This is a genomic window from Sporosarcina sp. FSL K6-1522 (assembly GCF_038622445.1).
Lineage (GTDB): Bacteria > Bacillota > Bacilli > Bacillales_A > Planococcaceae > Sporosarcina.
Genome location: NZ_CP152019.1, coordinates 965,917 through 990,974, shown reverse-complemented (window position 1 = coordinate 990,974; position 25,058 = coordinate 965,917). Strand labels below are relative to the sequence as shown.

Annotated in this window: 24 protein-coding genes and 1 riboswitch; of the genes, 4 read left to right on the top strand and 20 right to left on the bottom strand. The window is 42.0% G+C overall.

Annotation, left to right across the window (positions count from 1 at the left end):
- Positions 1 to 57: 57 nt before the first annotated feature.
- Both MKY34_RS04820 and MKY34_RS04815 read right to left on the bottom strand, forming a co-directional pair.
- The gene (locus MKY34_RS04820) at positions 58 to 1,725 is read right to left on the bottom strand and encodes a HAMP domain-containing sensor histidine kinase (RefSeq protein WP_342514088.1); all 1,668 of its coding nucleotides are present in this window, start codon (positions 1,723 to 1,725) and stop codon (positions 58 to 60) included.
- 1 nt (position 1,726) lies between these two features.
- Positions 1,727 to 2,425: a response regulator transcription factor gene (locus MKY34_RS04815; RefSeq protein ID WP_342514087.1), complete on the bottom strand. Its 699-nt coding sequence runs from the start codon at positions 2,423 to 2,425 to the stop codon at positions 1,727 to 1,729.
- A gap of 132 nt (positions 2,426 to 2,557) precedes the next feature.
- Here MKY34_RS04815 and MKY34_RS04810 point away from each other — a divergent pair, with 132 nt between their 5' ends.
- The 3 genes from MKY34_RS04810 to MKY34_RS04800 all read left to right on the top strand — a co-directional run bounded on the left by MKY34_RS04810 (position 2,558) and on the right by MKY34_RS04800 (position 5,209).
- On the top strand, positions 2,558 to 3,166 hold the full coding sequence (locus MKY34_RS04810; protein ID WP_342514086.1) for a stage II sporulation protein M: 609 nt from the start codon (positions 2,558 to 2,560) through the stop codon (positions 3,164 to 3,166).
- Between the two features lie 160 nt (positions 3,167 to 3,326).
- A complete protein-coding gene (locus MKY34_RS04805; RefSeq protein ID WP_342514085.1) occupies positions 3,327 to 4,541 on the top strand; it encodes a DUF418 domain-containing protein in 1,215 nt (404 codons plus the stop codon).
- A 200-nt stretch (positions 4,542 to 4,741) separates the two neighbouring features.
- Positions 4,742 to 5,209 (top strand): SMI1/KNR4 family protein, encoded by a 468-nt coding sequence (locus MKY34_RS04800; protein WP_342514084.1) that lies wholly within the window; start codon positions 4,742 to 4,744, stop codon positions 5,207 to 5,209.
- Positions 5,210 to 5,256: 47 nt separating this feature from the next.
- Here MKY34_RS04800 and MKY34_RS04795 read toward each other — a convergent pair whose 3' ends face one another.
- The 3 genes from MKY34_RS04795 to MKY34_RS04785 all read right to left on the bottom strand — a co-directional run bounded on the left by MKY34_RS04795 (position 5,257) and on the right by MKY34_RS04785 (position 8,271).
- The gene (locus MKY34_RS04795) at positions 5,257 to 6,369 is read right to left on the bottom strand and encodes a 5-methyltetrahydropteroyltriglutamate--homocysteine S-methyltransferase (protein WP_342514083.1); all 1,113 of its coding nucleotides are present in this window, start codon (positions 6,367 to 6,369) and stop codon (positions 5,257 to 5,259) included.
- A 365-nt stretch (positions 6,370 to 6,734) separates the two neighbouring features.
- Positions 6,735 to 7,472: a cyclase family protein gene (locus MKY34_RS04790; protein ID WP_342514082.1), complete on the bottom strand. Its 738-nt coding sequence runs from the start codon at positions 7,470 to 7,472 to the stop codon at positions 6,735 to 6,737.
- Between the two features lie 107 nt (positions 7,473 to 7,579).
- Positions 7,580 to 7,692, bottom strand: a riboswitch (SAM riboswitch).
- 102 nt (positions 7,693 to 7,794) lie between these two features.
- Positions 7,795 to 8,271 carry an acyl-CoA thioesterase gene (locus MKY34_RS04785; protein WP_342514081.1) on the bottom strand — a complete coding sequence of 159 codons (477 nt, stop codon included), beginning with the start codon at positions 8,269 to 8,271 and terminating at the stop codon, positions 7,795 to 7,797.
- A gap of 88 nt (positions 8,272 to 8,359) precedes the next feature.
- On the opposite strand from MKY34_RS04785, the gene MKY34_RS04780 reads away from it, so the two are divergent.
- Positions 8,360 to 8,749 (top strand): hypothetical protein, encoded by a 390-nt coding sequence (locus tag MKY34_RS04780; RefSeq protein ID WP_342514080.1) that lies wholly within the window; start codon positions 8,360 to 8,362, stop codon positions 8,747 to 8,749.
- Between the two features lie 27 nt (positions 8,750 to 8,776).
- Here MKY34_RS04780 and MKY34_RS04775 read toward each other — a convergent pair whose 3' ends face one another.
- The 15 genes from MKY34_RS04775 to MKY34_RS04705 all read right to left on the bottom strand — a co-directional run bounded on the left by MKY34_RS04775 (position 8,777) and on the right by MKY34_RS04705 (position 24,690).
- Positions 8,777 to 9,469, bottom strand: a complete 693-nt coding sequence (locus MKY34_RS04775) for a FadR/GntR family transcriptional regulator (RefSeq protein ID WP_342514079.1) — start codon at positions 9,467 to 9,469, stop codon at positions 8,777 to 8,779.
- A 35-nt stretch (positions 9,470 to 9,504) separates the two neighbouring features.
- The gene (locus MKY34_RS04770; protein ID WP_342514078.1) at positions 9,505 to 10,452 is read right to left on the bottom strand and encodes an ornithine cyclodeaminase family protein; all 948 of its coding nucleotides are present in this window, start codon (positions 10,450 to 10,452) and stop codon (positions 9,505 to 9,507) included.
- 194 nt (positions 10,453 to 10,646) lie between these two features.
- On the bottom strand, positions 10,647 to 12,017 hold the full coding sequence (gudD, locus tag MKY34_RS04765) for a glucarate dehydratase (protein ID WP_342514077.1): 1,371 nt from the start codon (positions 12,015 to 12,017) through the stop codon (positions 10,647 to 10,649).
- 105 nt (positions 12,018 to 12,122) lie between these two features.
- The gene (gucD, locus tag MKY34_RS04760; RefSeq protein ID WP_342514076.1) at positions 12,123 to 13,589 is read right to left on the bottom strand and encodes an alpha-ketoglutaric semialdehyde dehydrogenase GucD; all 1,467 of its coding nucleotides are present in this window, start codon (positions 13,587 to 13,589) and stop codon (positions 12,123 to 12,125) included.
- Between the two features lie 12 nt (positions 13,590 to 13,601).
- Positions 13,602 to 14,528: a 5-dehydro-4-deoxyglucarate dehydratase gene (gene kdgD, locus MKY34_RS04755; protein ID WP_342515193.1), complete on the bottom strand. Its 927-nt coding sequence runs from the start codon at positions 14,526 to 14,528 to the stop codon at positions 13,602 to 13,604.
- 102 nt (positions 14,529 to 14,630) lie between these two features.
- Positions 14,631 to 16,163, bottom strand: a complete 1,533-nt coding sequence (gene garD, locus MKY34_RS04750; protein ID WP_342514075.1) for a galactarate dehydratase — start codon at positions 16,161 to 16,163, stop codon at positions 14,631 to 14,633.
- A gap of 58 nt (positions 16,164 to 16,221) precedes the next feature.
- A complete protein-coding gene (locus MKY34_RS04745) occupies positions 16,222 to 17,508 on the bottom strand; it encodes an MFS transporter (protein WP_342515192.1) in 1,287 nt (428 codons plus the stop codon).
- Between the two features lie 652 nt (positions 17,509 to 18,160).
- On the bottom strand, positions 18,161 to 18,925 hold the full coding sequence (locus MKY34_RS04740; protein ID WP_342514074.1) for an urease accessory protein UreD: 765 nt from the start codon (positions 18,923 to 18,925) through the stop codon (positions 18,161 to 18,163).
- 34 nt (positions 18,926 to 18,959) lie between these two features.
- Entirely contained in the window at positions 18,960 to 19,589 is a 630-nt protein-coding gene (gene ureG / locus MKY34_RS04735) for an urease accessory protein UreG (protein WP_342514073.1), read from the bottom strand.
- A gap of 23 nt (positions 19,590 to 19,612) precedes the next feature.
- Positions 19,613 to 20,353 (bottom strand): urease accessory protein UreF, encoded by a 741-nt coding sequence (locus MKY34_RS04730; RefSeq protein ID WP_342514072.1) that lies wholly within the window; start codon positions 20,351 to 20,353, stop codon positions 19,613 to 19,615.
- Positions 20,295 to 20,801, bottom strand: a complete 507-nt coding sequence (locus MKY34_RS04725; RefSeq protein ID WP_342514071.1) for an urease accessory protein UreE — start codon at positions 20,799 to 20,801, stop codon at positions 20,295 to 20,297. The genes MKY34_RS04730 and MKY34_RS04725 overlap by 59 nt, the downstream gene beginning before the upstream one ends.
- A 120-nt stretch (positions 20,802 to 20,921) precedes the next feature.
- On the bottom strand, positions 20,922 to 22,637 hold the full coding sequence (gene ureC, locus MKY34_RS04720) for an urease subunit alpha (RefSeq protein ID WP_342514070.1): 1,716 nt from the start codon (positions 22,635 to 22,637) through the stop codon (positions 20,922 to 20,924).
- Positions 22,634 to 23,002 (bottom strand): urease subunit beta, encoded by a 369-nt coding sequence (gene ureB, locus MKY34_RS04715; protein WP_342514069.1) that lies wholly within the window; start codon positions 23,000 to 23,002, stop codon positions 22,634 to 22,636. The genes ureC and ureB overlap by 4 nt, the downstream gene beginning before the upstream one ends.
- 15 nt (positions 23,003 to 23,017) lie before the next feature.
- Positions 23,018 to 23,320, bottom strand: a complete 303-nt coding sequence (gene ureA, locus MKY34_RS04710) for an urease subunit gamma (RefSeq protein WP_342514068.1) — start codon at positions 23,318 to 23,320, stop codon at positions 23,018 to 23,020.
- Between the two features lie 425 nt (positions 23,321 to 23,745).
- Positions 23,746 to 24,690 carry an urea transporter gene (locus MKY34_RS04705; RefSeq protein WP_342514067.1) on the bottom strand — a complete coding sequence of 315 codons (945 nt, stop codon included), beginning with the start codon at positions 24,688 to 24,690 and terminating at the stop codon, positions 23,746 to 23,748.
- Between the last annotated feature and the right edge of the window lie 368 nt (positions 24,691 to 25,058).

Here is a 25,058-nt window from a genome sequence, read left to right as displayed (position 1 = left end):
ATGAACGAAGTTTCAATATCCCTTATACAATTTGGAAATTGTATAGTTTTAGCAAAACTAAACCTTTGGCAATGAAATCGTAATCGTCGTACCACTATAATCTGATTTCGCACGTATCCAACCACCATGCGCTTCAACAAGCTGTTTGGCTATAGTCATGCCAAGCCCGCTTCCACTACCATCCGAAGTCGTATTCGTCCCCCGATAATAGCGGTCAAATAAGTTTTCTAAGACATCGGCCGACATACCAACTCCCTCATCACGCACTTGCAGTTGCACAGATTCAGTATCCAAAGTCATATGAATATAGATGGGTGTCCGTGTCGGATTATGCTTCACTGCATTGCCAATCACATTATCCAACACCCGACCAAAGCGCTTTTGATCAATGAAGACAGAGATAGATTCACTCGGTTCATGTATATGAAGTTCTTCTAAACTATTTCTTTCAACATATCCCCTTACATAGTCCCCAAGTTCAACATGTTCCCTTTCAAGTACGACACCATCACTCTTCAACTGATACGTATAGGTCAAATCATTGATAAGCTCATCCATATAGCCCGCCTTCTCTTGCATAACTGACGCAAATTTCTGTACGTCTTCGCTTGTCCATTCATGGTTTGACCCGAGTATAACTGAATAGCCATAAATCGAACTAAGCGGCGTTTTCAAATCATGCGAAAGCCCCGTTACCCAGTCTTCCCTCAGTTGCTCCGTCTTTTTCAACTTCCGTTCATTCGCTTCCAAACTGCTAGCTAGCGTGATTAAAGACTGATCCACGTCATCATACATCCGATATTTGCGCTTCAACCTGCCATCCTTCGCATTCCGCAATTTTTTGTCGTCTAACAACGAATAATCCTTTTTCGATAACCGTTCAATTCGTTTTAGGAAATAAAACACCGGTCTTCCTAACCGCCGTCCAATCCACAAAGAATAACCTACGATAAACAACAGCAGAACACCATGAAAAATTGCAAAACCAATCAGCATTCTCATGAAAAAATCACTAAATAGGGAATCCAACGGGGTGTAATAGCGATTGGGCATTCGAACAACAGCTGTTATCCCGTCATCCAACTGAATAGACGTTATCATTTCTCGATGTTCTGAAAATCTTCTGGCGGAAACCAACAAATCCACACCAGTCAAAGGAGTACCTTCGCCGTTTATAGAATCGAGGACGTTGCCTTCTCTATCATAAAGCTCAAAAATTGCATTATTTTCTTCAAGTAGCCTTTGCCCTGCTTCATCTAATTGAGGAAAGATCACTGTATTTCGAAGACTATCCATGATCGCTTCGCTCTCTGTATTTTCCTTGAATAACAGGTAAACTTCATCTTCCAGTAACCAAGTATGGAAACGTTTATCTCCCGACATTTCTATCAAATCCGAGAAACTATATGATACAGGCGCGATGGTTGATGACGAGGACGACAACAGGACATTCCCTTGACGGTCCAGTAATTCCAGCTCTCCACCACTCCGTTGTGCAATTTTTTCTAATGATGCCGAGAATGAATACTCCCCTGCTTTATTTCTATCAATATGAGACCCAATTGCATCCGTGTCAACCTCTCTAATGTCCCCGAATGCAGAAAATCCCGTCACGATTTCCGCAAAAATATAGAACAAGATCAGAAGAGATACGACAACAAGCATTGCATAAAACGCGAGGAAATAACCTGCGAATCGAAGGGTCATTTTGCCCGATAATTTCATGTTATTTCCCCTTAGCTTGAAGTTTGTAACCAATGCCACGGACAGTCTTCAAAAACTTCGGACGGCTTGGATCCACTTCAATCTTTTCCCTCAATCGCCGAATATGAACCATAATCGTATTATCGTCTATGAAACTGTCCTCTCCCCATACTTTTTCATAGAGCTGTTCTTTTGACAGTACTTGACCTGGATGGTTACAAAACAGTTCCAGCAAGTGAAATTGTTTACCCGGAAGCGTTACCGTTTCACCATTCACAATCAGTTCAGCAGCAGTTGGATCGAAACGGAAATGACCAAAATCATAAGGGTCTAGCTGCTTTTCTATCGTTGTCATATAGCGGCTTGTTTGTACTTTTACACGAGCAGCCAATTCCAGTGGGTTGAATGGCTTCGTTATATAATCGTCCGCCCCGTGCATGAAACCACGCAATTTATCAGCATCGGATGACTTTGCTGTCAGGAAGAAAATTGGTGCATTCGATACATGACGAATTTGCCGTGCCAATTTAAGACCTGTTCCATCCGGCAACATAATATCGAGAATATGTAAATCATAGCGTTTTTTAGAGACAAGCTCTTCCGCTTCCTTATAGGTCATGCAAACATCAATATCATTGAACCCTTCCTTGCGTAAAATAATATCAACCATATCCCCAATTGCCTGTTCATCATCTAAAACAAGTATTTTTGCCTGTTCCACTAAATCTCCCCCAAATTTAAGGTCCCGTTAAGGTTCCTTTCATTTCCATATAAGCTTCTTTCATTATACTAACAAATGAAGGCGGTATGGAGTACGGTATTAGTCATACAATTAATGGGGTGACTTCAAACTATGGAATCTACAATACCAAAAATTATAGTTAAAAGAGCTGTTAACTTTTTTTTATTTGCAGCAGCCATAACAATTATGGCAACTATAATAACCTACATCATCAATCCAGATTTAAAAGCAGTAATGGAAGGCACAAAAAGTAGACTGCCGGACCAAGTAAAAGAATCTATAGGTATACATAAAGTATGGTCCTATATTGTTAATAACGGATTTATGGTTCCCTTACAAATGCTTATCTTAGCCTTAATTCCAATACAATTTCTATATGTCGCAAATATCATTTCAACTGTTTTGCTGCCTGGGATTCTTTTTGGAATTGGTTTACAAGCCGACTTTAAAAAAGGTTCTGAGATAATAATCTCTACTATTCCTCATTATGTTTTTGAAGTTTTTGCTTTATGCTTACTTGCAGCGGTTCTGTTTGAATTAAACCAAGTTGTTAGAGCAAAAATAAGAAATATATTTAAGAAAGATAAAAAAGGAATATCTTTTATTAAAAAATTCTTAGAAACCATAAGAACTTATGCCATTATTGTTTTACCCACAATCATTGTAGCCGCTTTTCTAGAAACCTACATAGCCGATATCATATTCAATTTATTTCAATAGCAGAGGCCAACGGATGGATTCGTAAATGCTTTGGATTTAGCACAAAATAGTATCCAAGAAACGGGCACGATTACCGAATAAATATGTGCCGCAATAGAAGTTTTAACGGGATGGCGGTATATAGTACGGTCAACAGACAACAGTATTGGGGGCATACAAATTGAAACCACAACGAATTCACTTAATTGATGGCATGCGTGGATTGAGCTTATTCGGGATTTTACTAGCAAACTTACTTATTTTTCAATATGGAATCTATGGAAAAGATTCAATCTCAGTCTTTTCACTCTCACTAGTAGATACGAGGACTTATCAGTTTCTAAAAATCTTTATCGAAAGCAGTTTCATGCCGATTTTCACATTTCTTTTTGGCTACTCTATGATTAAAATGGCGGAAGGGATAGAGAGGAACAGCGCAAAGGTGAAGCGCCACCTTGTTCGACGTTTTGTATTATTAGCGGCTATTGGACTTCTGCATGGCAGTTTCCTATGGGAAGGCGATATTTTACTTCTCTATGGCCTGATGGGCTTTTTCCTTCTACTGTTTTTAAATCGCAAGAAGAAGACACTGCTCATTTGGGGTATAATCCTTTTCGTACTCTCAAGTGCACTTACATATGGACAAATAGAAGAACCCATCGAAGATTTGGAACGAATGGCAACATATATCACAAACACAAATGATGTGTATGCGAATGGGACGTATACGAAAATCATGAAACATCGAATCAATGAAGATCCACTAAACATATCTGGATTAGAAGTCGCGTTCATGCTTTTGTTTGCGCCATTTGCTATAGCTCCACTTTTTTTGTTTGGCATGTACGCAGCAAAAGCAAATTATTTTTCAAATCCAACATCCGAACGTAACAAATATAAAATCTGCATGGCAGTCCTTTTACCATTGGGGATTTTACTGAAAAGTGTAGAGGCACTCACACCGGAAAACAACTGGACTTACATCTTACTTAGCATAGGTGGTCCGTTACTTGCACTGGGCTATATTTGTGCGTTTGCTTACGCCTACACTCGTTTTTCTGCATCCATCCTTATGCGAGCTTTCGAAAATATCGGCAAGTTATCATTAACGAATTACCTGCTACAAACCGTCATCTGTACATCTATTTTTTATGGCTACGGTCTTGGTCAATTTGGAAAACTTGGCGTTTTGAACAGTGTCGCACTCGGACTCGTCATTTTCTCTGCCCAATGCGTATTCAGCTATTGGTATCTAAAAGTTTTCAGCCGTGGGCCATTCGAATTTATTCTCCGTATGTGGACAAACTTTTCGTGGAGCGGACGTGTAAAAGTAAAGAGTAAACAATCAAGTTATCCACATGTGGATAACCAAATTACCACCCTCACAAAACAATAGATTGTCCACATTCAGGTCAAAACTATACACAACTGTTACCAAGTCTGTTAATAAGTTTAACAATTTCAAAAAAAGTAATCCAAACACCCGAAGTTCCCCATATCTTTTGATTACTAACAAGGATTTCTGTACACTTGTCGAAGGTTCAGCTACACAATCACAAAGCGAACCAGTTTTGACTGATACGAAGGAGGAACTGTATGTTTACAAATTTATTGCTCGCAGATTCTATAAACGAACCTGTGACACAAGAAGAAATTGAAGCTGCTGAAGCTACATTAGATGTGACATTGCCTGATGATTTTCTCGCATTCTTAAAACGCTCAAACGGGGGCTATGTCAATTACAATAAACGAGCATTTCCAGTTGACTTTAGCATCGAAAGTGGCGATATCTTTATTGAAGTCGAAGAAATTAAGGGACTTGATGCAGAAGGTATATTACAAAGTGAATACTTGGTGGAGGAGTGGGATTTACCACAAAATCTTCTCCTATTCTCAGGCAGTGGCCATGCATGGGTCGGCTTTAATTATGATGGACGCGACATTCCAAATATCGTCTACGCAGAGCCAGATGAAGGTGACGGGAATAATTTTCACGTACTCGCTGACACATTTACAGAATTCGTTCAGAAGTTAGATGATCCCGAGAAGTATATAGAGGAATAAAAAATGGTACAGAGCCGATTGCTATCAGCCTTGTACCATTTCATCATTTATCCCCAAACTTCCTTCGCTACACCGACGATGAACTTCAACTTCTCCCACTGCTCATCTTCCGTCAATTTATTACCATGATGCGTAGAAGCGAAGCCACATTGTGGACTTAGGCATAATTGTTCAAGTGGTACATGTTTTGTCGCTTCTTGAATACGCGCTTTCACGGCTTCTTTATCTTCTACTTCTCCATTTTTCGATGTGACGACGCCAAGGACAACACTCGCTCCACCATTCGGGATATGCTCCAACGGCTCAAAGTCGCCTGAACGCTCATCATCATATTCCAAGAAGAAGCCATCTACTTTTTCTTTTGCTAGCAATGTTGGTGCGATTAATGCATAGCTTCCTTCAAATGCCCATGTCGATTGGTAGTTTCCGCGGCATAAATGCGTTGTTACGACTAAGTCTTCCGGTTTCCCTTCCAATACGCCATTAATAACGCGCAATGCCAAGTCAATGAGTTGCTCTCTTGAATATTCGCCATCATTGAATGGGATATCTGGTGCAGATAATCCAGCAATGTATACATCATCTAGTTGCAAGTAGCGCACACCCGCTTCGTAAAATGCATGCAGTGCATCTTTGTAGGCTTGAATAATATCTTTAGCGTATTCTTCGATGTCTGGATAGATGTTTTCATCACGAATGCCTATATTAAATAGCTGGTTTGGACTTGGAATTGTTTGTTTTGCAACCGCACGACCACCAACGATTTCATTAAACTCAACAAAGTCTTTGATGAACGGGTGCCCAGGATCAAATGAAATCTTCCCTGTGTTTCGGACATTGTATCTTTCTGTTTCAACGCCTTCAAATACATAGCCCGTCTCAGGGACAAATCCTTCAAATCCATTCAAATGCTCCAGAAAATCTAGATGCCACCATGTACGTCTAAATTCACCATCTGTTACAAGCTCTAAGCCGACTTCGATTTGTTTATCTACAATACGCTTAATCTCCTGTGTTTCCACTTGCCGCAACTGTCGTGCTGTAATCGTACCTTCTTTGAACTCTTTGCGTGCTTGGTGCAAGTTATCTGGACGTAGCAAACTTCCTACGTGATCCGCTCTGAATGGTGCTTTCGTTAAAGTAGTCGATGTGTTTGTCATAGTAAATTCCTTCTTTCTATTATTAGTGGGGGATCGCCAACTCATTGCAAATGAGCGTCTTTATATTTATTCGAGGTTAACACAAAACATAACTTTTCCACCTTGTTTAGTAGGTTATCGACTGCAAATGAGCAGCTGATTTCAGATTGTACTGCGGAAACGCGAATGGGCGATTTCTTTTGGGCGAAGATTACATCACGAATGAGTGATGCTTTTGCCGAGGCATTGACTGCGAATGAGCAGTTGCTTCCCGATAGTGCTGCGGAAACGCGAATGGGCGATTTCTTTTGGGCGAAGATTACATCACGAATGAGTGATGCTTTCGCCGAGGCGTTGACTGCGAATGAGCAGTTGATTTCTGGCAATTACGGCAGGATCGCGAATGAGCGAACTGGGAATCCCGATGCTTTTTCCGGCTTCGGAACGATGTTGAAAATGACGGCGCCTTTTGCAGGCAGTTTATCTAAATTCGTTAGTAATTCGATTTGGTAGGTGTCTTGCTCGAGCACATAATATTCGCCTAACAGTGCTTGATTCTTTTGAAAATCGATGGCTGAATCGGTATCGAACGTTTCATGTCCAACCGCTTTTACTTGTCGTTCTTCGAATAAAAACTTTAATGCATCAAGCCCCCAACCGGGTATACGATTATTCCCTTCGGCATCTTTATTGCAGAACGCTTCGTTATCCGGCCAGCGCTTGCTCCAATCTGTGCGCAGCGCTACAAATGTACCTGCCTCAATTTGTCCATGCTGCTCTTCAAACTTCAAAATATCTTCAACTGCTAGCGTAAAATCATGATTGGCGGCAGCTTCTGTTGAATGATCCATAACGATGAGCGGTAACACTAATTCCTTCAAGCCAAGTTCCTCTAAATATCTTGTATCCCGAACGAAATGGATGGGCGCATCAATATGCGTTCCGTACTGTCCAGCAAATTTAAAGCTCTGTGCGAAAAAACCATCGTCATGATCAAATAACGTCGTAAATTCCGCAGCATCAAATGCCGAGAAATGGGGTGAGTTAGGCCCAAATGTATGTGTTAAATCGACCCACTCTTTCTTTTTTAATAACGTAATTGCATTCAATAATTCATTCGACATAAAAATTCCTCCTTCATTATTTTTGAAGGTAACCTTAGTCTCCAGAAAGAACAAAAAAACCTCTTCTATACTTTAAGAAGAGGTTTTGGCAGTTTCGCTATTTGCTCTTCTTATCTTCAAGCTACAAGCTTTACGCTTTGCTTCTGGAATTAGCACAGTACTTAACAAGTCTGTTGCTGAGGTATCAAAGGGCCAGTCCCTCCACCTCTCTGGATAAGAAAGTTACGTATTCAGTTGGTAAATAGAACAATACAGGTATCCGAATAGAATGTCAACAACAAAAGTATAAAACATTTCAAATTAACTAATTACTATTACGAATTCAGTGTTTCATCTCACTCCGCACTTTCCGATGCGCACGGCGAGCAGGCGCTGTTTCGAACAGACTTTTTTCTACTTCTGTTTCCGGATAGATTTCAAGCACAGGAGTTGGTTTATTGTGTTTATCCATCGCTACCATCGTCAAAAATGATTCCGTCGTCAGTTTTGTTTCACCCGTCAACAAATTCATCGAATGAACAGAAACGAATACTTCCATCGATGTACGTCCCGTTGACGTGACGACTGCTTCTAGCTCTAATACATCACCAACACGTGCAGAAGATACAAAATCCACTGAATCGATAGAAGCCGTAACGACTGCTGTTTTGGCATGTTTCATAGCCGTAATAGCAGCAATTTCATCGATATATGCGAGAACTTTCCCCCCGAAAATCGTCTGTAGGTGATTCGTATCTGGTGGCAAGACCAGTTTCGTCTGGATTGTACGTGATTGGCTCATGGGTCTTTTTTCTGGCATATAACTCTCTCCTTCGCGGCTTAAAAATAAAAGAAACTTTTCCCACTATACTTCGTATACATAGTATACACATATTGGGGGAATTTCAATGACAAACTTCATCGATAAACACTATGAAAAAATTACTTGGTTTATCCTATTACTTGGGTTCATATTACTTTTTGTAGCAAATGAATACTTATCAATTGCATTGTTTTCCTACCTAATTATAAAAGCCATAAAGTTCCGGAAATCCATTCGGACAAGACTCCAAAAAACGCCTAGAAGTACGATGATTATTTATGCACTCGGTATGGTTGTACTCATTGTAGCTCTCACCGTAACCATGCTAGCATCCGGTAGTTTTATTAAAAAACATACGATTCCTGGTCTCTTGCAGTCTGTTTATATCATCGTTGTATTAATCGGCTCCATGTTCTTTTATGCTTGGTTTATGGAGTTTTTAGTGAAAGTGTGGAATAAAAAAACATCGAAGTAGCTGCACAATCCTATTCAGATTTTCTAGTTATTGTTTCTCCCCATAATCAGCTAGTATTTTATTTCTCACATAACTTAAATGCTTATACATTTGCGTGAATGATTCGTACGGGTCTCTTTTTTTCAGCGCTTCATAGATCGCTAAGTGATGTTCAATCGTAATGTCTGGTTCCCGATAACTGATTAAGCTATCCGTTTTTTCATGCGTAATAAGAAGAGAATCAATCATCCCTTCGACAACGGGATTATTAGCACTTTGCGCAATCAATCTATGGAATTCTTTATCTAAGCGACCGTAATCACCATCAGCATTTTCCTGAATACTGGTAATCGTCTCTTTCATCTTTTCAAGTTGTTCATCCGATATCTTTTCGGCCGCAATCGTAACTAGTCCTAGCTCTAACGCCATGCGCGCTTCAATGATGGCAGGCACATTGTTAATGGATAGAGCGAGCATTACCTTGAATGGATTACTTCCGACTTTATCGTTTACAAACGTACCTCCACGCGGCCTTCTCGTAATGATTTCCAAGGTCTCTAACGAGCTAAGCGCTTCCCGCAGTACGGGTCGGCTCACATCAAATTGTTCCATCAAATTCATTTCCGGCGGCAATTTATCTCCGGGGTTCAACTGCCCGCTCATTAAAAGCTGAACGATTTGTTCCAACACCTGTTGCGAGAGGGTGCTCCTACGGACAGTGTCCATTTTATACTCTTTCATTTCGCCCCTCCTTTTCTTGGGTTTCCTAGTTCATTTTACACTTCAACTTGACTTTGATATCTTTCGTAAACCAGCTTTGCTGTGAGTATATCAAAAATGGATACCCCCACCGATTTGAACACCGTTATTTGTTGCTTCATCTCTTCAATTTCACCTTGTTGAACAAGACTTTTCAACTCGGGTATTGTTTCCTCGCTATGGCCGAATGTTCGTGCATTAATCATTTCACCGCATTCGGAAAACGCTGCGTGCGTATCAACAAATAGATGATCTGCTTTCTTAATGATTGAGTCAGGAATTTCTTGCATGAATGATTTGAATGCACCTGAACCCGCGAAATGCTTCCCAGTCAAATCAACTTGTCCGTCATAAGGAATCACCGGATCTGTCGATGTCGTCGTTGTAATAATAATTTGCGCCTCTTTCACAATGGTCGCAGGGTCCGAAACCACAAAGCAAATAGTTGGAAATTCCTTCTTCGCTCTATCCATAAAGTTATCAAGTCTACCCTTACTACGATTATACACTAAAACCCTATGTACTGACCTTACTGCACAAGCCGCCTGCAAATGACTCCACCCCTGATCGCCAGTTCCTATAATGCCGATGGTATCCGCTTCATCGGATGCCAAGTACTTCATACCCAATCCGCTTACAGCCCCCGTCCGCATAGCAGTAATCGTTCGCGCATCCATAATGACAAGCGGTTTCATCGTTTTCCTTTCGTTCAATAGGAAAATCCCCCTCAACGTAGCTTCACCGATAGCTGCATTCCCTGGAGCAATACCAATTAGCTTTGCCCCGTAATAATCTTCATAAAATGAAGGCATTAATAGTGCCGAGTTCTCGTCATCATTGATGAATAATCGTTCCGGAACGAGCGACTTTTTCTCCCCGTTGTTTACATAATAATCCTCGATTGTCTCAATGATATCTTTCATCGAAATAAGACTTCTAATTTCCTGTTCGTTAATAAAGTGCATAGTCAACCTCCTCAAAATAAATGTATTTCTTAACGATTTCTACATGGATCATCTAAAATTTATGAATCCACGTTTTACAAACAATCACTTTATGCTCCGCCAAATTTCCACCTTACTATAAATAAAATATAGACCAACGATTTTCGCTGGCCTACCCTGTAATACTTTATTCGAAAGGTCTTCACTGCTTTAAATTATCGAACTAAACAAGGTCGTTTATTATCGAATTTCCAGCCTGGAATTAAATACTGCATGCCGATAGAGTCGTCACGCGCTCCAAGATTTTGTTCGATATAAAGTTTATTCGCCTTTTCAATCTGCTCCATATCAATTTCAATACCTAAACCTGGTGCAGATGGAACTTCGATTTTCCCTTTTTTAATTTGAAGCGGTTCTTTCGTTAGACGCTGTCCATCTTGCCAAATCCAGTGCGTATCAATCGCGGTGATCTTCCCAGGCGCCGCAGCTGCAACATGTGTGAACATCGCAAGAGAAATATCGAAATGATTATTCGAGTGCGATCCCCACGTTAGTCCCCAATCATTGCACATTTGTGCCACTCGAACTGAACCCTGCATCGTCCAGAAGTGTGGGTCCGCTAGCGGAATATCAACCGCGTGAAGCTGTACTGCATGCCCCATTTGTCTCCAGTCCGTCGCAATCATATTTGTCGCTGTAGGAAGGCCTGTTGCGCGGCGGAATTCAGCCATCGCTTCACGTGCTGAATAACCATCTTCTGCTCCACATGGATCTTCAGCATATGCAAGTACGTCATGCTGATTTTTACAAAGACGAATCGCTTCTTCCAATGACCAGGCACCATTCGGATCCAGCGTAATTCTTGCTTCTGGGAAACGTTTTGCGAGCGCTGTCACAGCTGCCATCTCTTCATCTCCGGATAGTACTCCACCCTTTAGTTTAAAGTCATTAAAACCGTAGCGCTCATATGCCGCCTCCGCAAGTGCAACAATCGATTCTGGTGTCAATGCTTCTTCATGGCGTAATCTGAACCAATCACCTTTTGATTCTGTATCACTTAAATAAGGCAAATCCGTTTTGTTTCGATCACCTAGATAAAAAAGGTAACCAAGTATTTCTACACTGTCGCGCTGCTGACCTTCGCCAAGCAATTCAGCAACAGGTACATCCAGGAACTTCCCTAGTAAATCTAGTAAAGCCGCTTCAATAGCCGTAACAACATGAATGGTCGTCCGGAGATCAAATGTCTGTGCACCACGTCCACCCGCATCCCGAATGGCAAACTGTTTGCGAACTTTGTTTAAAATCGAATTGTAAGTACCGATGGATTCCCCAATGACCAAGGACTTGGCGTCTTCCAATGTTTGACGGATTGCCTCTCCTCCCGGTACCTCTCCGACACCCCGATTTCCTTGGTTATCTTCGAGAATGACAATATTTCTTGTAAAATATGGGCTATGCGCTCCACTCAAATTCAGTAACATGCTATCGTGACCCGCGACAGGAATCACCGTCATCTTGGAAACCCTTGGCGTAGTTCCTACATTCCCTATATGTGCACTTTCCTTTTTCTCACCAATAATCATAATAACGTCCCCCTAACGAATTGTTTTCCCTTTGCCTTCTTAATTTCTTCTATTATAGAAAACATGGAGTTAAGCTTTTCATCGCATAACTCCCGCACATTCATCTTATTTGATAAACACCGTTTTAATCGCTGTATAGAATTCTTTTGCTGCTTGCCCTTGTTCACGTGAATGGGAACTAGATTGCTTCACGCCGCCGAAAGGGGCCTGCAGTTCAACTCCAGCACTTTCTGCATTAATGCGGACTAAACCAGCATCCATTTCATTGATGAACGACAGCATATTGCTAATATTCGTTGTGAAAATGGAAGCACTTAATCCATATTCCGAGTCATTTGCCAACTCTAGTGCGTCTTCGATCGTATCTACTTTCATAAGCGCAAGAACTGGGCCGAAAATTTCTTCTCGCGCAAGCGCCATGTTAGGCGATACATTTTCGAATACAGTCGGCTCGACAAAGTAGCCATTCAAGCCATCTTTCTTCACTTCGTTTCCACCTAGAAGCAATGTAGCTCCCTCTGCTTTTCCTTTTTCAATCGCAGAAAGAACCGTATCTAACTGGCCTTGACTTGCACTAGGACCCATCCAAGTCCCTACATCCATACCGTCCCCGACAGTGATTTCAGCAACTTTTTCAAGCAATTTCCCTTTAAATGTTTCATAAACATCTTGTTGAACGATGACTCGGCTTGTCGCTGTACATTTTTGTCCGGATGATTTTAAACCACCACTGATTGTCGCTTCAACAGCCAATTCTAGATCTGCATCGTTAGCAACAATTACAGGGTTCTTCCCACCCATTTCAAGTTGATATTTAATTCCTCTTGAAACAGCGATTTGCGCCAATTGTTTTCCAACCGTATTCGAACCCGTGAACGTAATGGCATCGATGTCCTTATGGTTAGCCATTTCCGGTCCAATCAGGGAACCTGAGCCCGTCACCAAGTTCACAACGCCGGCCGGAATGCCCGCATCATGTAAACACTCGATGATTTTCGCACTGGTAACTGCTGTTTCACTCGCTGGTTTAAGAACCACCGTATTTCCATAAATCAGAGCTGGAGCCATTTTCCACATCGGGATAGCTACCGGGAAATTCCAAGGCGTGATAACGCCGACAACCCCCAACGGTACTCTCGTTGTAAACATCAATGCTTCACTGTCCGTCGAAGGGATCACATCACCAACCGACCGCATTCCCTCGCCGGAAAAGTAACGTAAAATGGCTACGCCACGCGCTGTTTCACCTTTTGCTTCCGGGAACGTCTTACCCATTTCAAATGTCATGGCCTTTGCTATATCATCGATTCGCTCTTCCATAATGGAAGCGGCTTTAAGCAAGTAATCGCCTCGCACGTTACCAGTGAGTTTCCGCCATGCCTTTTGAGCTTTTCTTGCAGAAGTAGCTGCTTTGGCAAAATCTTTACTGGAAGAAAGTTGATAAGCTCCAACCACTTCGTCCTTCCGCGCAGGATTTTTACTAGCGGCTGTCTTCCCTGTTTCAGAAGCGACCCATTCACCGTTAATATAATTCAAATATGTCTTCGTTTTTGCTTCAGTCGTTGTCGTCATAATGGCCTCCCCTTAAACTACTGCTACTTTTGCAGGATACTTTTCTAGCGCTTTTTCAATAATAACTTTTAGCTCTTCATAATGCCCCTCTTCGACAGGCGCAATCGGTGCCCGTACATTGGTTGTAACAGGAAGACCGACAATTTGCATGCCTGCTTTGATAAGCGAAACGGCATAACCTTTCTTCTGTTTACGGATACGGTGAATCGGGAAAATCACATTTTCATACAGATCATGAACCACTTCGTTATTACCGCTTAGAAGCGCCTCGTAATACTTCGCAGAAATATGAGGGATATAGTTCGAAATCGCTGATGAGTACGACGTGAATCCTAAGTTCACATACGAAGCCATTGTCACTTCCGCTAACGGCATCCCGTTAATCCACTCTAGACGATCCCCAATCAGATGTGTAAACTCGACGTTCTTCTCCATATTCCCGATACCATCTTTATACCCTACCAGTTGTGGCAATTCGCATAGTTTCTGAAGTGTCTCGGCTTCAAAAATACAATTATCACGCTGATAAACGATGGCATTCAAATCTGTGCTTTGAATAATCTCGCTTAAATAATTATAAATCCCATCCTGTGATGGATCGATCAAATACGGTGGTAAAATCAAATACCCTTCCGCGCCAAGTTCTTCAGAAATCTTCGCTTGCTCCAACGCATGCGTAATATTTCCGCCAACACCTGTGTAGAGTGGAACTTTTCCTTTTGTCTTTTCAACAGCAACTTCCACCATGGACCTGTATTCTTCGTTGCTAATTGCATGTAATTCCCCCGCTCCACATGCTACAAAAACAGAAGACAATCCTTCTTCAACTAAAAACTCGATATTCTTTCCTAAACCATGTAAATCCAATTTCCCTTCAGCATCCATCGGCGCTACCGGAAATCCTAAAATCCCTTTCGGTGCCTGTTTTCGTTTCGTCATCATATAAATTCCACCCTTCGAAATAGTCAATTATTATTGTCTTATCGTAAGACAATAATAATTATCTGTCAAATGTAATTATTTTTATACGGAAAGTGATAATTACGTAATCGGCGCGGGATTAAACAAAACCAAATCGTTATGGATACCCCATTTGTCTGCCCATGTTTTTTTCGTTCCACTTGCGATTTCAAGAATATCGTTGAAAATCTCCCAGCCCACTTCCTCGATCGTCGCTTCACCCGTCGCAATTTTCCCGGCATTAATATCAATCAAGTCATGCCATTGTTCTTGTAGCGCATTGCGTGTAGCAACCTTCATAACTGGAGCGACGGACAAATTATACGGAGTCCCTCTTCCCGTTGTAAATACTTGTAAATGAATACCCGATGCAAGTTGTAGCGTACCGCAGACGAAATCGCCAGCAGGGGTTGCAGCAAAGACAAGCCCTTTTTTACGCGCCTTCTCTCCCGGTGCCAATACATCAACAATCGGTGTCGTACCAGACTTCACTACCGATCCAAGCGATTTTTCAACAACATTGGACAAGCCGCCTCGTTTGTTGCCCGGAGTTGGATTCGCACTCCGATCCGCTTCGCCTCTATTTAAATATTCGTCATACCATTTCATCTCACGGATAAGCGACTGTCCGACTTCTTCCGTGGAAGCGCGAGGCGTTAGAAGATGAATAGCATCTCTCACTTCAGTTACCTCTGAAAATAAAACAGTAGCCCCTGCCTTCACAAATAAGTCAGCCGCATAGCCGACCGCGGGATTCGCAGTAACACCGGAAAACGCATCACTTCCGCCGCATTGAACGCCGATGACTAAGTCTGAAACCGAACAAACTTCTCTTTTCCGCTCGTTCAATTTTTGCAAACGTTCCTTCGCCATCGCTACGATTGACACAATCATATTGATAAATCCATCTTCATCTTGCAAAGACAAAATATTATCGTCCTCTTTCCCATCATTCAAACGTGATGGGACCAATTTCTCACAACCGAGTCCGATAATCATTACTTCCCCACCGAAGTTGGGATGTTTCGCTAAATTCTGTATGGTCCGAATCGGAATAACTGCATCTGGTGCATCAATGGCTACCCCGCAGCCATAGCTATGCGTTAACGCAATGACATCATCTACGTTCGGAAAGGAGGGCAGTAACTCTTCTTTAATTTTTTTCACAGCAAAGTCCAGAACACCCGCTACGCATTGTACACTCGTCGTAATGCCTAATAGATTTTTCGTCCCTACACTACCATCTGAATTACGATACCCTAGAAAGGTGTATTCCCCTTCAAGTGGTTCAACCTCTGCTACTTTCGTTGAAATGGGCAGTGAATCCAGTTCAGGCGGAGTCGGCATAATGACTAACGACTCCCGAATCCAACTCCCTTTTGGAATAAGCTGCTGCGCATAACCAATCACTTCACCATATCGAACGATTTCTTCATCAGGATGGATATCCATCAAAGCAACCTTATGACCTTGCGAAACAAATTCCGTAAGAACGAGGTCGCCTGAAAACGCCGTCCCCTCTTTCAATCCTCCTTTATTCACAATGATTGCAGTGTTGTCTATCGGATTTACTTTGATGAATAACGGAATGTCAACTTCTACAGTACTAGTCATTAAACCCATCCTTTTTTGTTTAATATCTATTGGGAGGCACAGACATTGCATTGGACGATTACGCTTTCAATTCCACACGTTTGATTTCACCTACAAGAAATAAGTAGCTCAAAATTGCAACAAGTGCATTGGCACCTACAAAAAGAAGTGCTCCATTAAAGGATCCAGTTGTAGCGATAATGACGCCGATAATAATCGGTGTCGTAATGCCAGCAATATTTCCGAATGTGTTGAATAACCCACCGCTCATGCCAGACATTTCTTTCGGAGATGTATCTGACATGACGGCCCAACCAAGTGCTCCAAATCCTTTACCGAAAAATGCAAGAGACATAACGAAAATAACAACCCATTGTGCATCCACGTAATTCGCTGCGATTAAGCTCGTCGACAAAATCATTCCGGCAATAATCGGTGTTTTACGGGCAACCGTTAGCGAAAACCCTTTTCTTAATAAGAAGTCTGAGAAAATACCACCTAATATCCCACCCAAAAAGCCGCAAATTGCCGGAAGTGAAGCAACAAAACCGACTTGAAGGATGGTCATGCCTCTTTCTTTTACCAAGTAAATAGGAAACCAAGTTAGGAAAAAGTAAGTTAATGTTGTAATACAATATTGTCCAAGATAAATACCAAGCAACATACGATTTCCTAAAAGTTGTTTGATATTCTTCCAATTCTTCCCCTTCACTTTCTCTTCTTTCTTCATCATTTGCTGATCCATAGACGTCAAACCGCCACCTTGTTCGATATAATCAAGCTCAGCCTGATTGACACGTGGGTGGTCTTTCGGGTTATGAAACAGCTTCAACCATCCTAAAGCAACGACAATACCTAGTGCCCCCATGAAATAGAACACATACCGCCAGCCAAATGTGTATGTAAGGTATCCCATGATTGGAGCAAAAAGAACCGTGGCGAAATATTGAGCCGAATTGAACGTCGCAGCAGCAGTGCCACGTTCATTGCTCGGAAACCAGGACGCAACAATGCGACTGTTGGCAGGAAAAGAGGGTGCCTCTGCCAGCCCCACTAAAAACCGTAAACCGAATAAAATCATTACTGCGGTACCCGCAGATCCAAAAAAGCCAAGAAGCCCTTGTAATAAGGTAAATGCGGACCATAAGAAAACGCTCCAAAAATAAACTTTCTTCGAGCCAAAACGGTCAAGTAGCCATCCCCCTGGAATTTGACCAGCCACATAAGACCATGCAAATGCAGAGAAAACCAAGCCCATCATGACAGAATCCAAACCTAACTGATTTGACATATCCGTTCCTGCAATCGAGAGCGTTGCCCGGTCTGCGTAATTGATTGCCGTGACAATAAAGAGTAAAAACACCATGAACCAACGAACATTCGTCTTTTTCTGCGTCGTATTGATCGGCGGTTTATTCTCATTCTTGCTGGGTGGTGTTTTAGAAACTTGTTCCTGAACGTTTTCTTGTACTTCATTTTCAATCACTACCATAAGCACACATCCCCTTTTCATTTTCACACTACATCTAGAAACCGCTTACATCTCGAAGACCTAAACCCATTCATCACAGTCCAATTGCCAGTCGACGCTCCCCTCAAATGCCTATTAAATTCCCTCATATGACACCGCTTACATCGCTGCTAATGAAAGGGCAGTTCGAGTATTTAGAAGTTACAATGTACACCTCCATATTCATATTAGTAAAACCATTTGTAAGTATTATTGTAAGACATATTAATTATTAGTCAATTGTAAATTTTGATATTACACCATTTTCTTATAATTAATGCTAAATAACTAGTCTCTACACACCTAATTAAACAGCACTTTCATAGAGTAGATAGCGTACTATCAACAACACATGACACTCTATACCAATAGTAACAAGAAAGCCTACACCATATTTCACGCCCAAAAAGATACACCATTCGAGGCATATCCTTTTTGGGGGGAACATAGCGAAATCCTATGTAAAACTAAACAACACAAAAAAAGACACCCCAATTGGAGTGCCTTCTTAAATCATTTCCGCCAACAACGCATAAATCCGTTTCATCTCTTCTTGCATTGTCCACTGATCAACCGCAAGCCAGCGACAATGGATTGCATTGCCTTCAAGCCGCGTCATGCCGGCCTTTAAACCTTCTTCTACTCGCAGTGTTTCCTGCAATGCACGTACATCGACATTCGCTGCATTCGGCGATACAAGCCAAATCGTACCGACATACATAGCGCCTTCAAGGACACCTATCCCCCCTAGATTCGCTTCTTTTGGCGCAAAATGAAGCGAGTCAAAAGCAAGCAGCTCATCCTCTACGAATATCTTGAAATTCGATCGAAACGATTGATAGTCAAATATCTCACCGCGTTTTTCACGTCCCGGCGCAACGATTTCGCCCCATAATACCGTCGCGTCGCGGGCTACACGCAACGTTGTATCGACTTGGAACTTCGCGTCAACAAATGGAATTAGCACTTCAGGCATCCACTCTAACCGTGAACGTTCCGCAAGGTCGACATCGATTGTAAACACACAAGTATCGCCCGTATGCGATGGATAGATTTTCAACGCTGATTGTTGGATCAATCGCACCCGACTATCCGGCGCAATTTTCACCGTAATATCATTGCGATCTCCTGCTACCATGCCACCTGACGACTCCATTATATAGACAGTCGCCGTCGGGTCTTGCCCTTCGTACAACTCCCGACTTGCCTTTAATGGAGGCTGTTGGTAAACATGCGGCATCCGTGTATAACCCCTTCTAGGCTCGAATGCCATGTCCAACTTCCCGTGGTGGATAGAGCGGGACGGCTTAGTCATTTGAACCAGCGGATCCCGCACCTTCCAACAGCATGCTATGTTGAATCCATTCAACAACTTTATCAACGTTTTTCTGTGTTCTTACATCTGTGAAAATATAAGGACGGCCGTTACGCATTTTTTTCGCGTCACTATCCATAAGTTCAAGATCCACACCCACATACGGAGCTAAATCCGTTTTATTAATCAACAACAAATCAGAACGCGTTAGCGCAGGGCCGCCTTTTCGTGGAATATCCTGTCCTTCCGCAACGTCAATCACATAAATATAGCCATCAACCAATTCAGGGCTAAATGTAGCAGATAAGTTATCGCCGCCACTTTCTACAAAAATAATATCCAAGTCCGTAAAACGAGTTTTCAACTCATCAATCGCCGCAAAGTTCATGGAAGCATCTTCACGAATAGCTGTGTGCGGACACCCACCTGTTTCCACGCCTAAAATACGGTCCTCTTCAAGCACACCGTTACTCATTAAAAACTGAGCATCCTCACGTGTATAAATATCGTTCGTAATAACCGCCACATTATAGTCTTTATGCATCGCACGTGTCAGTTGGTCAACGAGCGATGTCTTGCCCGATCCAACGGGTCCACCGATACCAATACGTACTGGTTTCATTATAAAAAACTCCTTTCAATCCATTACGAAATAAATAGTCTTGAGAATAAGTACTCATGCTTCATAGAAGCGAGTTCGATACCAAGCGCATTATTGCTAATATCATTTTCCGTCAACGTCGAAACAAATGCAGCTGCCTCCGTCACTGGTCCAATCAATTCGTACATCGCTTGGACACCCGTCGTTTGCCCAAAAGGCACTGCACGAACGGCATTTTGAACGAGTCCATTCAGCGATGCAAACAAATACGTCATGACGGCATGGTGTACACTGACGCCCGTTGCCGCACTGTAAATGCCGTAAAGAATGGCGTAATGCCCTTTAATCTCTTTCGCGTCAATACGCTCTTTCCATTCAGTAAGAAATGCATCCGTGCCAAGTGGAGACGCCGTTTTTATAAACTGTCTGCCTAAATTCACACTTGCCTCTCGCGATTCTTTCGCAAGCTTCATGGCTCCACATAATTGTTCCAAATAGAGCAATCGCTCGACATCCTGTTCCAGAGCTGCGGCATAAGCTTCTTGCATCAGAATTGCATCTCCGCGAACTAGATTATGAAATAGGAATGAGGTGCAGTACGCGACCAAATCCTCTTTCGTCCGGATGACATCTTCTTGGATGTACGTCTCCATTCCATAAGTCTGCGTAAAAGAACCTATTGGAAAAGCAGAGTCATGTATTTGAAACAGATGCAAGAGCGCAAAATCAGTGGGAGTGGCCACGGTATTTGAATGGTTGTTTAAACCGTCTTTCAGTTGTTTCATATGCAACACCCACTTCATCTAACAATTTATTCAACGTATGGTCTGCGCGCACGATGACTTGATTTTCCTCAATCAAAGCCGGCGTATGACGATTTCCAAGTTCGAATGCCGTTTTACCCATCTCCGTCATGTTTTTCGGGCTGATAACAATAACTGGCTCCATTTTTGTACGCACAACAATGCGGCGGTTATCATCTTCAAATAAGATATCGCCATACTGCAATGTATGATGATCATGATGATGGTCGTGTCCGTCATGGTGGTGATGATCGTGATGGTGGTCATCAGCATGCTGTTCAAGCGATATCGCAATATCCGTACCTTGGTCTGTTTCACGACGTAAAATGCGCTTGCTCAATTCTTCCCAGTCAAGCTCAAGCCACTCTGTCTTCTTCCCTGCAATCTCTTCTTCCGTACCGATATTACCAATGACTTTCGTAATTAACATTCAACATTCTCCTTTATCAGAAATATCAATCAAATCATAAGCCTGGTATCAGTTACTAACACCATTTCTTCTCTTCAAATTGCGCTCGCAACCAATACCAGCATCAACCACACTTATTGATTAAAACAAGAAATAACGTTGTGCCATCGGAAGAACGCTTACCGCTTCGCATGTAGCCAATTCACCATCAAGTTTCACTTCATACGTTTCAGGATTCACGTCAATTTCAGGTGTTTCACTGTTATGCTTCATGTCTGCTTTACCAACGTTACGACAGTTTTTAACTGTACCAATCATTTTTTGTAAGCCGAGTGCTTCAGGAAGCCCTTCTTCCACAGCGATTTGCGGCAAGAATGTCATGGCTGCTTTTTGTGGAGCTTGACCATGGAAACCGTACATACGACGTCCCATCATTGGTTGCGGAGTTGGAATGGATGCATTCGGGTCGCCCGTGATTGCATAAACAGCAATTCCACCTTTAATGACAACTTCTGCTTTCACACCGAAAAATGCAGGATCCCAAAGAATGATATCTGCAAGTTTTCCTTCTTCAATGGAACCTACCTCATGGCTAATACCATGTGCAATTGCAGGGTTGATATTTAATTTCGAAATATAGCGTTTAACACGGTAGTTATCGTTGTCTTTTCCTTCGTCTTGCGGAAGTGGACCACGTTGTTTTTTCATTTTATCGGCTGTTTGGAACGTACGCATTGTGACTTCACCTACGCGTCCCATCGCTTGTGAGTCAGAAGACATGATACTTAAAACTCCCAGGTCTTGCATAATATCTTCCGCAGCAATCGTTTCAGGACGGATACGTGAATCAGCGAATGCTACGTCTTCCGGTACATCGTGTTTCAAATGGTGACATACCATCAGCATGTCCAAATGCTCATCGATTGTATTCGTTGTAAATGGTTTTGTCGGATTCGTTGATGCCGGCAAAATATTTGGATGTGATGCTAATCTCAATTGGTCAGGTGCGTGCCCGCCACCTGCTCCTTCTGTATGGAAAATGTGAATTGTACGGCCATTAATTGCATTGATCGTATCTTCAACAAATCCAGCTTCATTAAGTGTATCGGAGTGAAGTGCGACTTGAATATCGTACTCGTCTGCTACCGTTAAACTTTGGTCAAGCGCATCAGGTGTCGCGCCCCAGTCTTCGTGAATCTTCATACCAATTGCGCCGGCACGAATTTGTTCAATAATTGGCTCAGGAGCAGATGCACTCCCTTTTCCGAGAAGACCAAAGTTAATGGGTAGGTCTTCGACTGCTTGCAACATGCGTTGGATATGCCATGCACCCGCAGTCATACTCGTTGCTTTTGAACCAGCTGCAGGACCTGTCCCACCACCAATAAATGTCGTTGTTCCTGCATTAAGCGCAGTTTCAACTTGCTGAGGGCTGATTAAGTGAATATGCGTGTCAATGGCGCCCGCTGTTGCGATCAACCCTTCGCCTGCATACACTTCCGTTCCAACACCGATAATCATATCTTGGTCTACGCCGTCCATTGCAAGTGGATTCCCTGCTTTTCCGACACCAATAATACGACCGTCTTTAATCCCGATATCTGCTTTCACGATACCTGTATGGTCAATAATCATAACGTTTGTAATAACTGTATCGAGAACACCCTCGTCGCGAACATTTTTACCATTTTGCCCCATTGATACGCGTAGTGATTTCCCTCCACCGAATACGCCTTCATCGCCGTAATACGTGTAGTCTTTTTCAATTTCAATCCAAAGGTCCGTATCAGCAAGACGCACTTTGTCGCCAACTGTTGGGCCAAACATTTTCGCATATTGATCATGTGTTACTTTCATTTATCTTCGGCTCCTTTAAATCCTGCTTCAGCTGCTCTATCTAAGATTTCGTCTACATTATGCGTAGAACCATCTGTTAAGTTATTCAATCCAAATACGTGACGTTTCCCGCCAAACTCTACCAATTCGACTTCCTTCTCTTCGCCTGGTTCAAAACGCACCGCTGTACCTGATGGTATGTTCAAATGCATACCAACTGCTACTTCGCGATCAAATTCAAGGGCTTTATTCACTTCGATAAAGTGGAAATGAGAGCCGACTTGTATCGGACGGTCACCTGTATTCGCAACACGGACTGTTTTCGTTGGGCGTCCGAAGTTGATTTCGATCATGCCTTCAGCTGTTTTAATTTCTCCTGGAATCATTGTTGAAGCCTCCTCTTATTGAATTGGACGGTGGACCGTCACCAATTTTGTACCATCTGGGAATGTGCATTCAATTTGCACATCACTAATCATGTCGCCAACACCTTCCATGACGTCATCAACTGTTAGCACTTGTTTCCCCTCACTCATCAGTTGCGCAACAGTTTTACCATCACGCGCGCCTTCCATAATGTAGTGACAAAGTAGCGCTACTGCTTCTGGGTAATTCAACTTAACGCCACGTTCCTTACGCTTAATAGCCAACTCTCCAGCAACGTGTAACAGTAATTTTTCCTGTTCAACTTGGTTTAACTTCAATTCAAAGCACCTCTTTTTTTAATTAATAAAAAAACCAAATCATAGATGATTCAGAAAATTATTCAAGTTAACATCTTTGTTTCTTTTTAAAAGTTCGTTTGCATGGACATGCAAGTTTTAGGCAATTGCCTCAGTGAATGGAACCCGATTTAGACGGGTTTTGTAGGGTTTGTGGGTTTTGTCGAAGAATGTCGTTTACTGTCCTAGTATAAAGGATTTCAGTGTTTTCTTCAACTTCATGGCATTTCAAAGATATAGGAAAATCGAATTACTTTTTTAAAATAATATTGAAAGCTTTACTTTTTAACTATTACTAAAAAACATCACACGCTCCATCTACCTGACCATTGGAAAATAAAGATTCTCCGAAACATACTTCAGCTAATCTTTACCTCCCATGTCAATGACCATTTCCCTCTAAATCTCTACAATCGTGGTAGAACCTTTCTTGCACCAAGGAGAAGCCACGTACTAAGCACAAATGGCAATGTTAATGTTGGAAGCCCGAAAGGTAACAGTAATGTGGCGATGCTTGCTGTTAACAGCACCGTTAAACAAGCACCTATGATACCTAAAAAAGGTGTAAAACGATTAGACTTCGCATTATATACGATAGACACAGCGATAATGGTTAAGATTGCGTTATATCCGTACAACCCCATAAAGATCAAATTCGGCTCCGCACCGAGGAGATACGATGTCAATAACGCGACGGAATTTCCGATAATCGCATACAATCCAAACTTCCAACTGGCCCAAAAGATTGAAACAAAAATCAAGGCACCAGAAAATGTGCTATCGAGGAAAAAGATTTGTCCTATACCGTTAAAAGTCCCATCCACCCAATCTACTTTGCCAGTCATGTCCACTTCCCAATGCGACAAATCCTGTGGGAATAGATCCGGAGTTAGTTGAAACACTTTTAGTCGGTACGATGCGAGTAACATCAACCAAGACAGGATAATAAAAGGAAAGGTAAGAATAGGTATCCCTGAGTCTTTCAACACATGCATCATAGCAGCTGTAAAAATCGCAGCAATCGCAGCTCCTACAAGCGCGATAATCCAGTGATAAGATCCTGTTAAAAATGATGCGAGTACAATCCCTGTCAGTACTGAGTTGTACCCGAACAGACCTTGACTTATACTCTTTTCATCCGCCCCACCTAGCTTTCCAACGATTGTACCCACAAAAGCCGATAGCAGTGTGATGACGCCTAAAAAGGAAGAATAAGTGGTAATAGCCAGTAGAATGAGAAGGCCTGAAATGGCATTTTCAATCAATAGCACTTGAGAAATCCCTTTTAGTGATGCTACAAGGAACGCAACAAGCGACTCTCTGGTCCATGATTTCCGCATTTCACTTTGCATAATCATCTTCCCTTCTACTGTTTTTTATTTCTCTGTGCTCCACGACATTTGGACCTCCACTGAACGGGGAACAAATTCCTCCTCTAGAGGTAAAAGTCTTTTACTGAACTAAGATAAATATCACCTTTCTACCTAAGCAATATTCACCAAACGTTTTATCCAGAAAAGGGAACTTTCACATTCTACTCGCTTTTTAATCGATTGAAAAGAAATAATTTCTACACCTTCCTACTCGGATCACATACATAATCCCTCTCCTAATAGTGAACAGAGAAATGTTATTTTTCTAAAATAATAAGTGGAGATACTGATACGACTAGAAATTTCCTAAGTGAAACAAATAAAAAATGGGATCATTTTTACACTCT

Coding starts and splice junctions, on each gene's coding strand:
- MKY34_RS04770 (WP_342514078.1), bottom strand. CDS start 10,452: ATGCACTTTATTAACGAACAGGAAATTAGAAGTCTTATTTCGATGAAA.
- kdgD (WP_342515193.1), bottom strand. CDS start 14,528: ATGACGAAACGAAAACAGGCACCGAAAGGGATTTTAGGATTTCCGGTA.
- MKY34_RS04820 (WP_342514088.1), bottom strand. CDS start 1,725: ATGAAATTATCGGGCAAAATGACCCTTCGATTCGCAGGTTATTTCCTC.
- MKY34_RS04800 (WP_342514084.1), top strand. CDS start 4,742: ATGTTTACAAATTTATTGCTCGCAGATTCTATAAACGAACCTGTGACA.
- MKY34_RS04790 (WP_342514082.1), bottom strand. CDS start 7,472: ATGTCGAATGAATTATTGAATGCAATTACGTTATTAAAAAAGAAAGAG.
- ureC (WP_342514070.1), bottom strand. CDS start 22,637: ATGAAAGTAACACATGATCAATATGCGAAAATGTTTGGCCCAACAGTT.
- MKY34_RS04730 (WP_342514072.1), bottom strand. CDS start 20,353: ATGAAACAACTGAAAGACGGTTTAAACAACCATTCAAATACCGTGGCC.
- MKY34_RS04745 (WP_342515192.1), bottom strand. CDS start 17,508: ATGGTGTTTTTACTCTTTATTGTCACGGCAATCAATTACGCAGACCGG.
- MKY34_RS04785 (WP_342514081.1), bottom strand. CDS start 8,271: ATGCCAGAAAAAAGACCCATGAGCCAATCACGTACAATCCAGACGAAA.
- MKY34_RS04740 (WP_342514074.1), bottom strand. CDS start 18,925: ATGGCATTCGAGCCTAGAAGGGGTTATACACGGATGCCGCATGTTTAC.
- MKY34_RS04810 (WP_342514086.1), top strand. CDS start 2,558: ATGGAATCTACAATACCAAAAATTATAGTTAAAAGAGCTGTTAACTTT.
- garD (WP_342514075.1), bottom strand. CDS start 16,163: ATGACTAGTACTGTAGAAGTTGACATTCCGTTATTCATCAAAGTAAAT.
- MKY34_RS04780 (WP_342514080.1), top strand. CDS start 8,360: ATGACAAACTTCATCGATAAACACTATGAAAAAATTACTTGGTTTATC.
- ureB (WP_342514069.1), bottom strand. CDS start 23,002: ATGATTCCAGGAGAAATTAAAACAGCTGAAGGCATGATCGAAATCAAC.
- MKY34_RS04795 (WP_342514083.1), bottom strand. CDS start 6,369: ATGACAAACACATCGACTACTTTAACGAAAGCACCATTCAGAGCGGAT.
- MKY34_RS04775 (WP_342514079.1), bottom strand. CDS start 9,469: ATGAAAGAGTATAAAATGGACACTGTCCGTAGGAGCACCCTCTCGCAA.
- ureG (WP_342514073.1), bottom strand. CDS start 19,589: ATGAAACCAGTACGTATTGGTATCGGTGGACCCGTTGGATCGGGCAAG.
- MKY34_RS04725 (WP_342514071.1), bottom strand. CDS start 20,801: ATGTTAATTACGAAAGTCATTGGTAATATCGGTACGGAAGAAGAGATT.
- gucD (WP_342514076.1), bottom strand. CDS start 13,589: ATGACGACAACGACTGAAGCAAAAACGAAGACATATTTGAATTATATT.
- MKY34_RS04705 (WP_342514067.1), bottom strand. CDS start 24,690: ATGCAAAGTGAAATGCGGAAATCATGGACCAGAGAGTCGCTTGTTGCG.
- gudD (WP_342514077.1), bottom strand. CDS start 12,017: ATGATTATTGGTGAGAAAAAGGAAAGTGCACATATAGGGAATGTAGGA.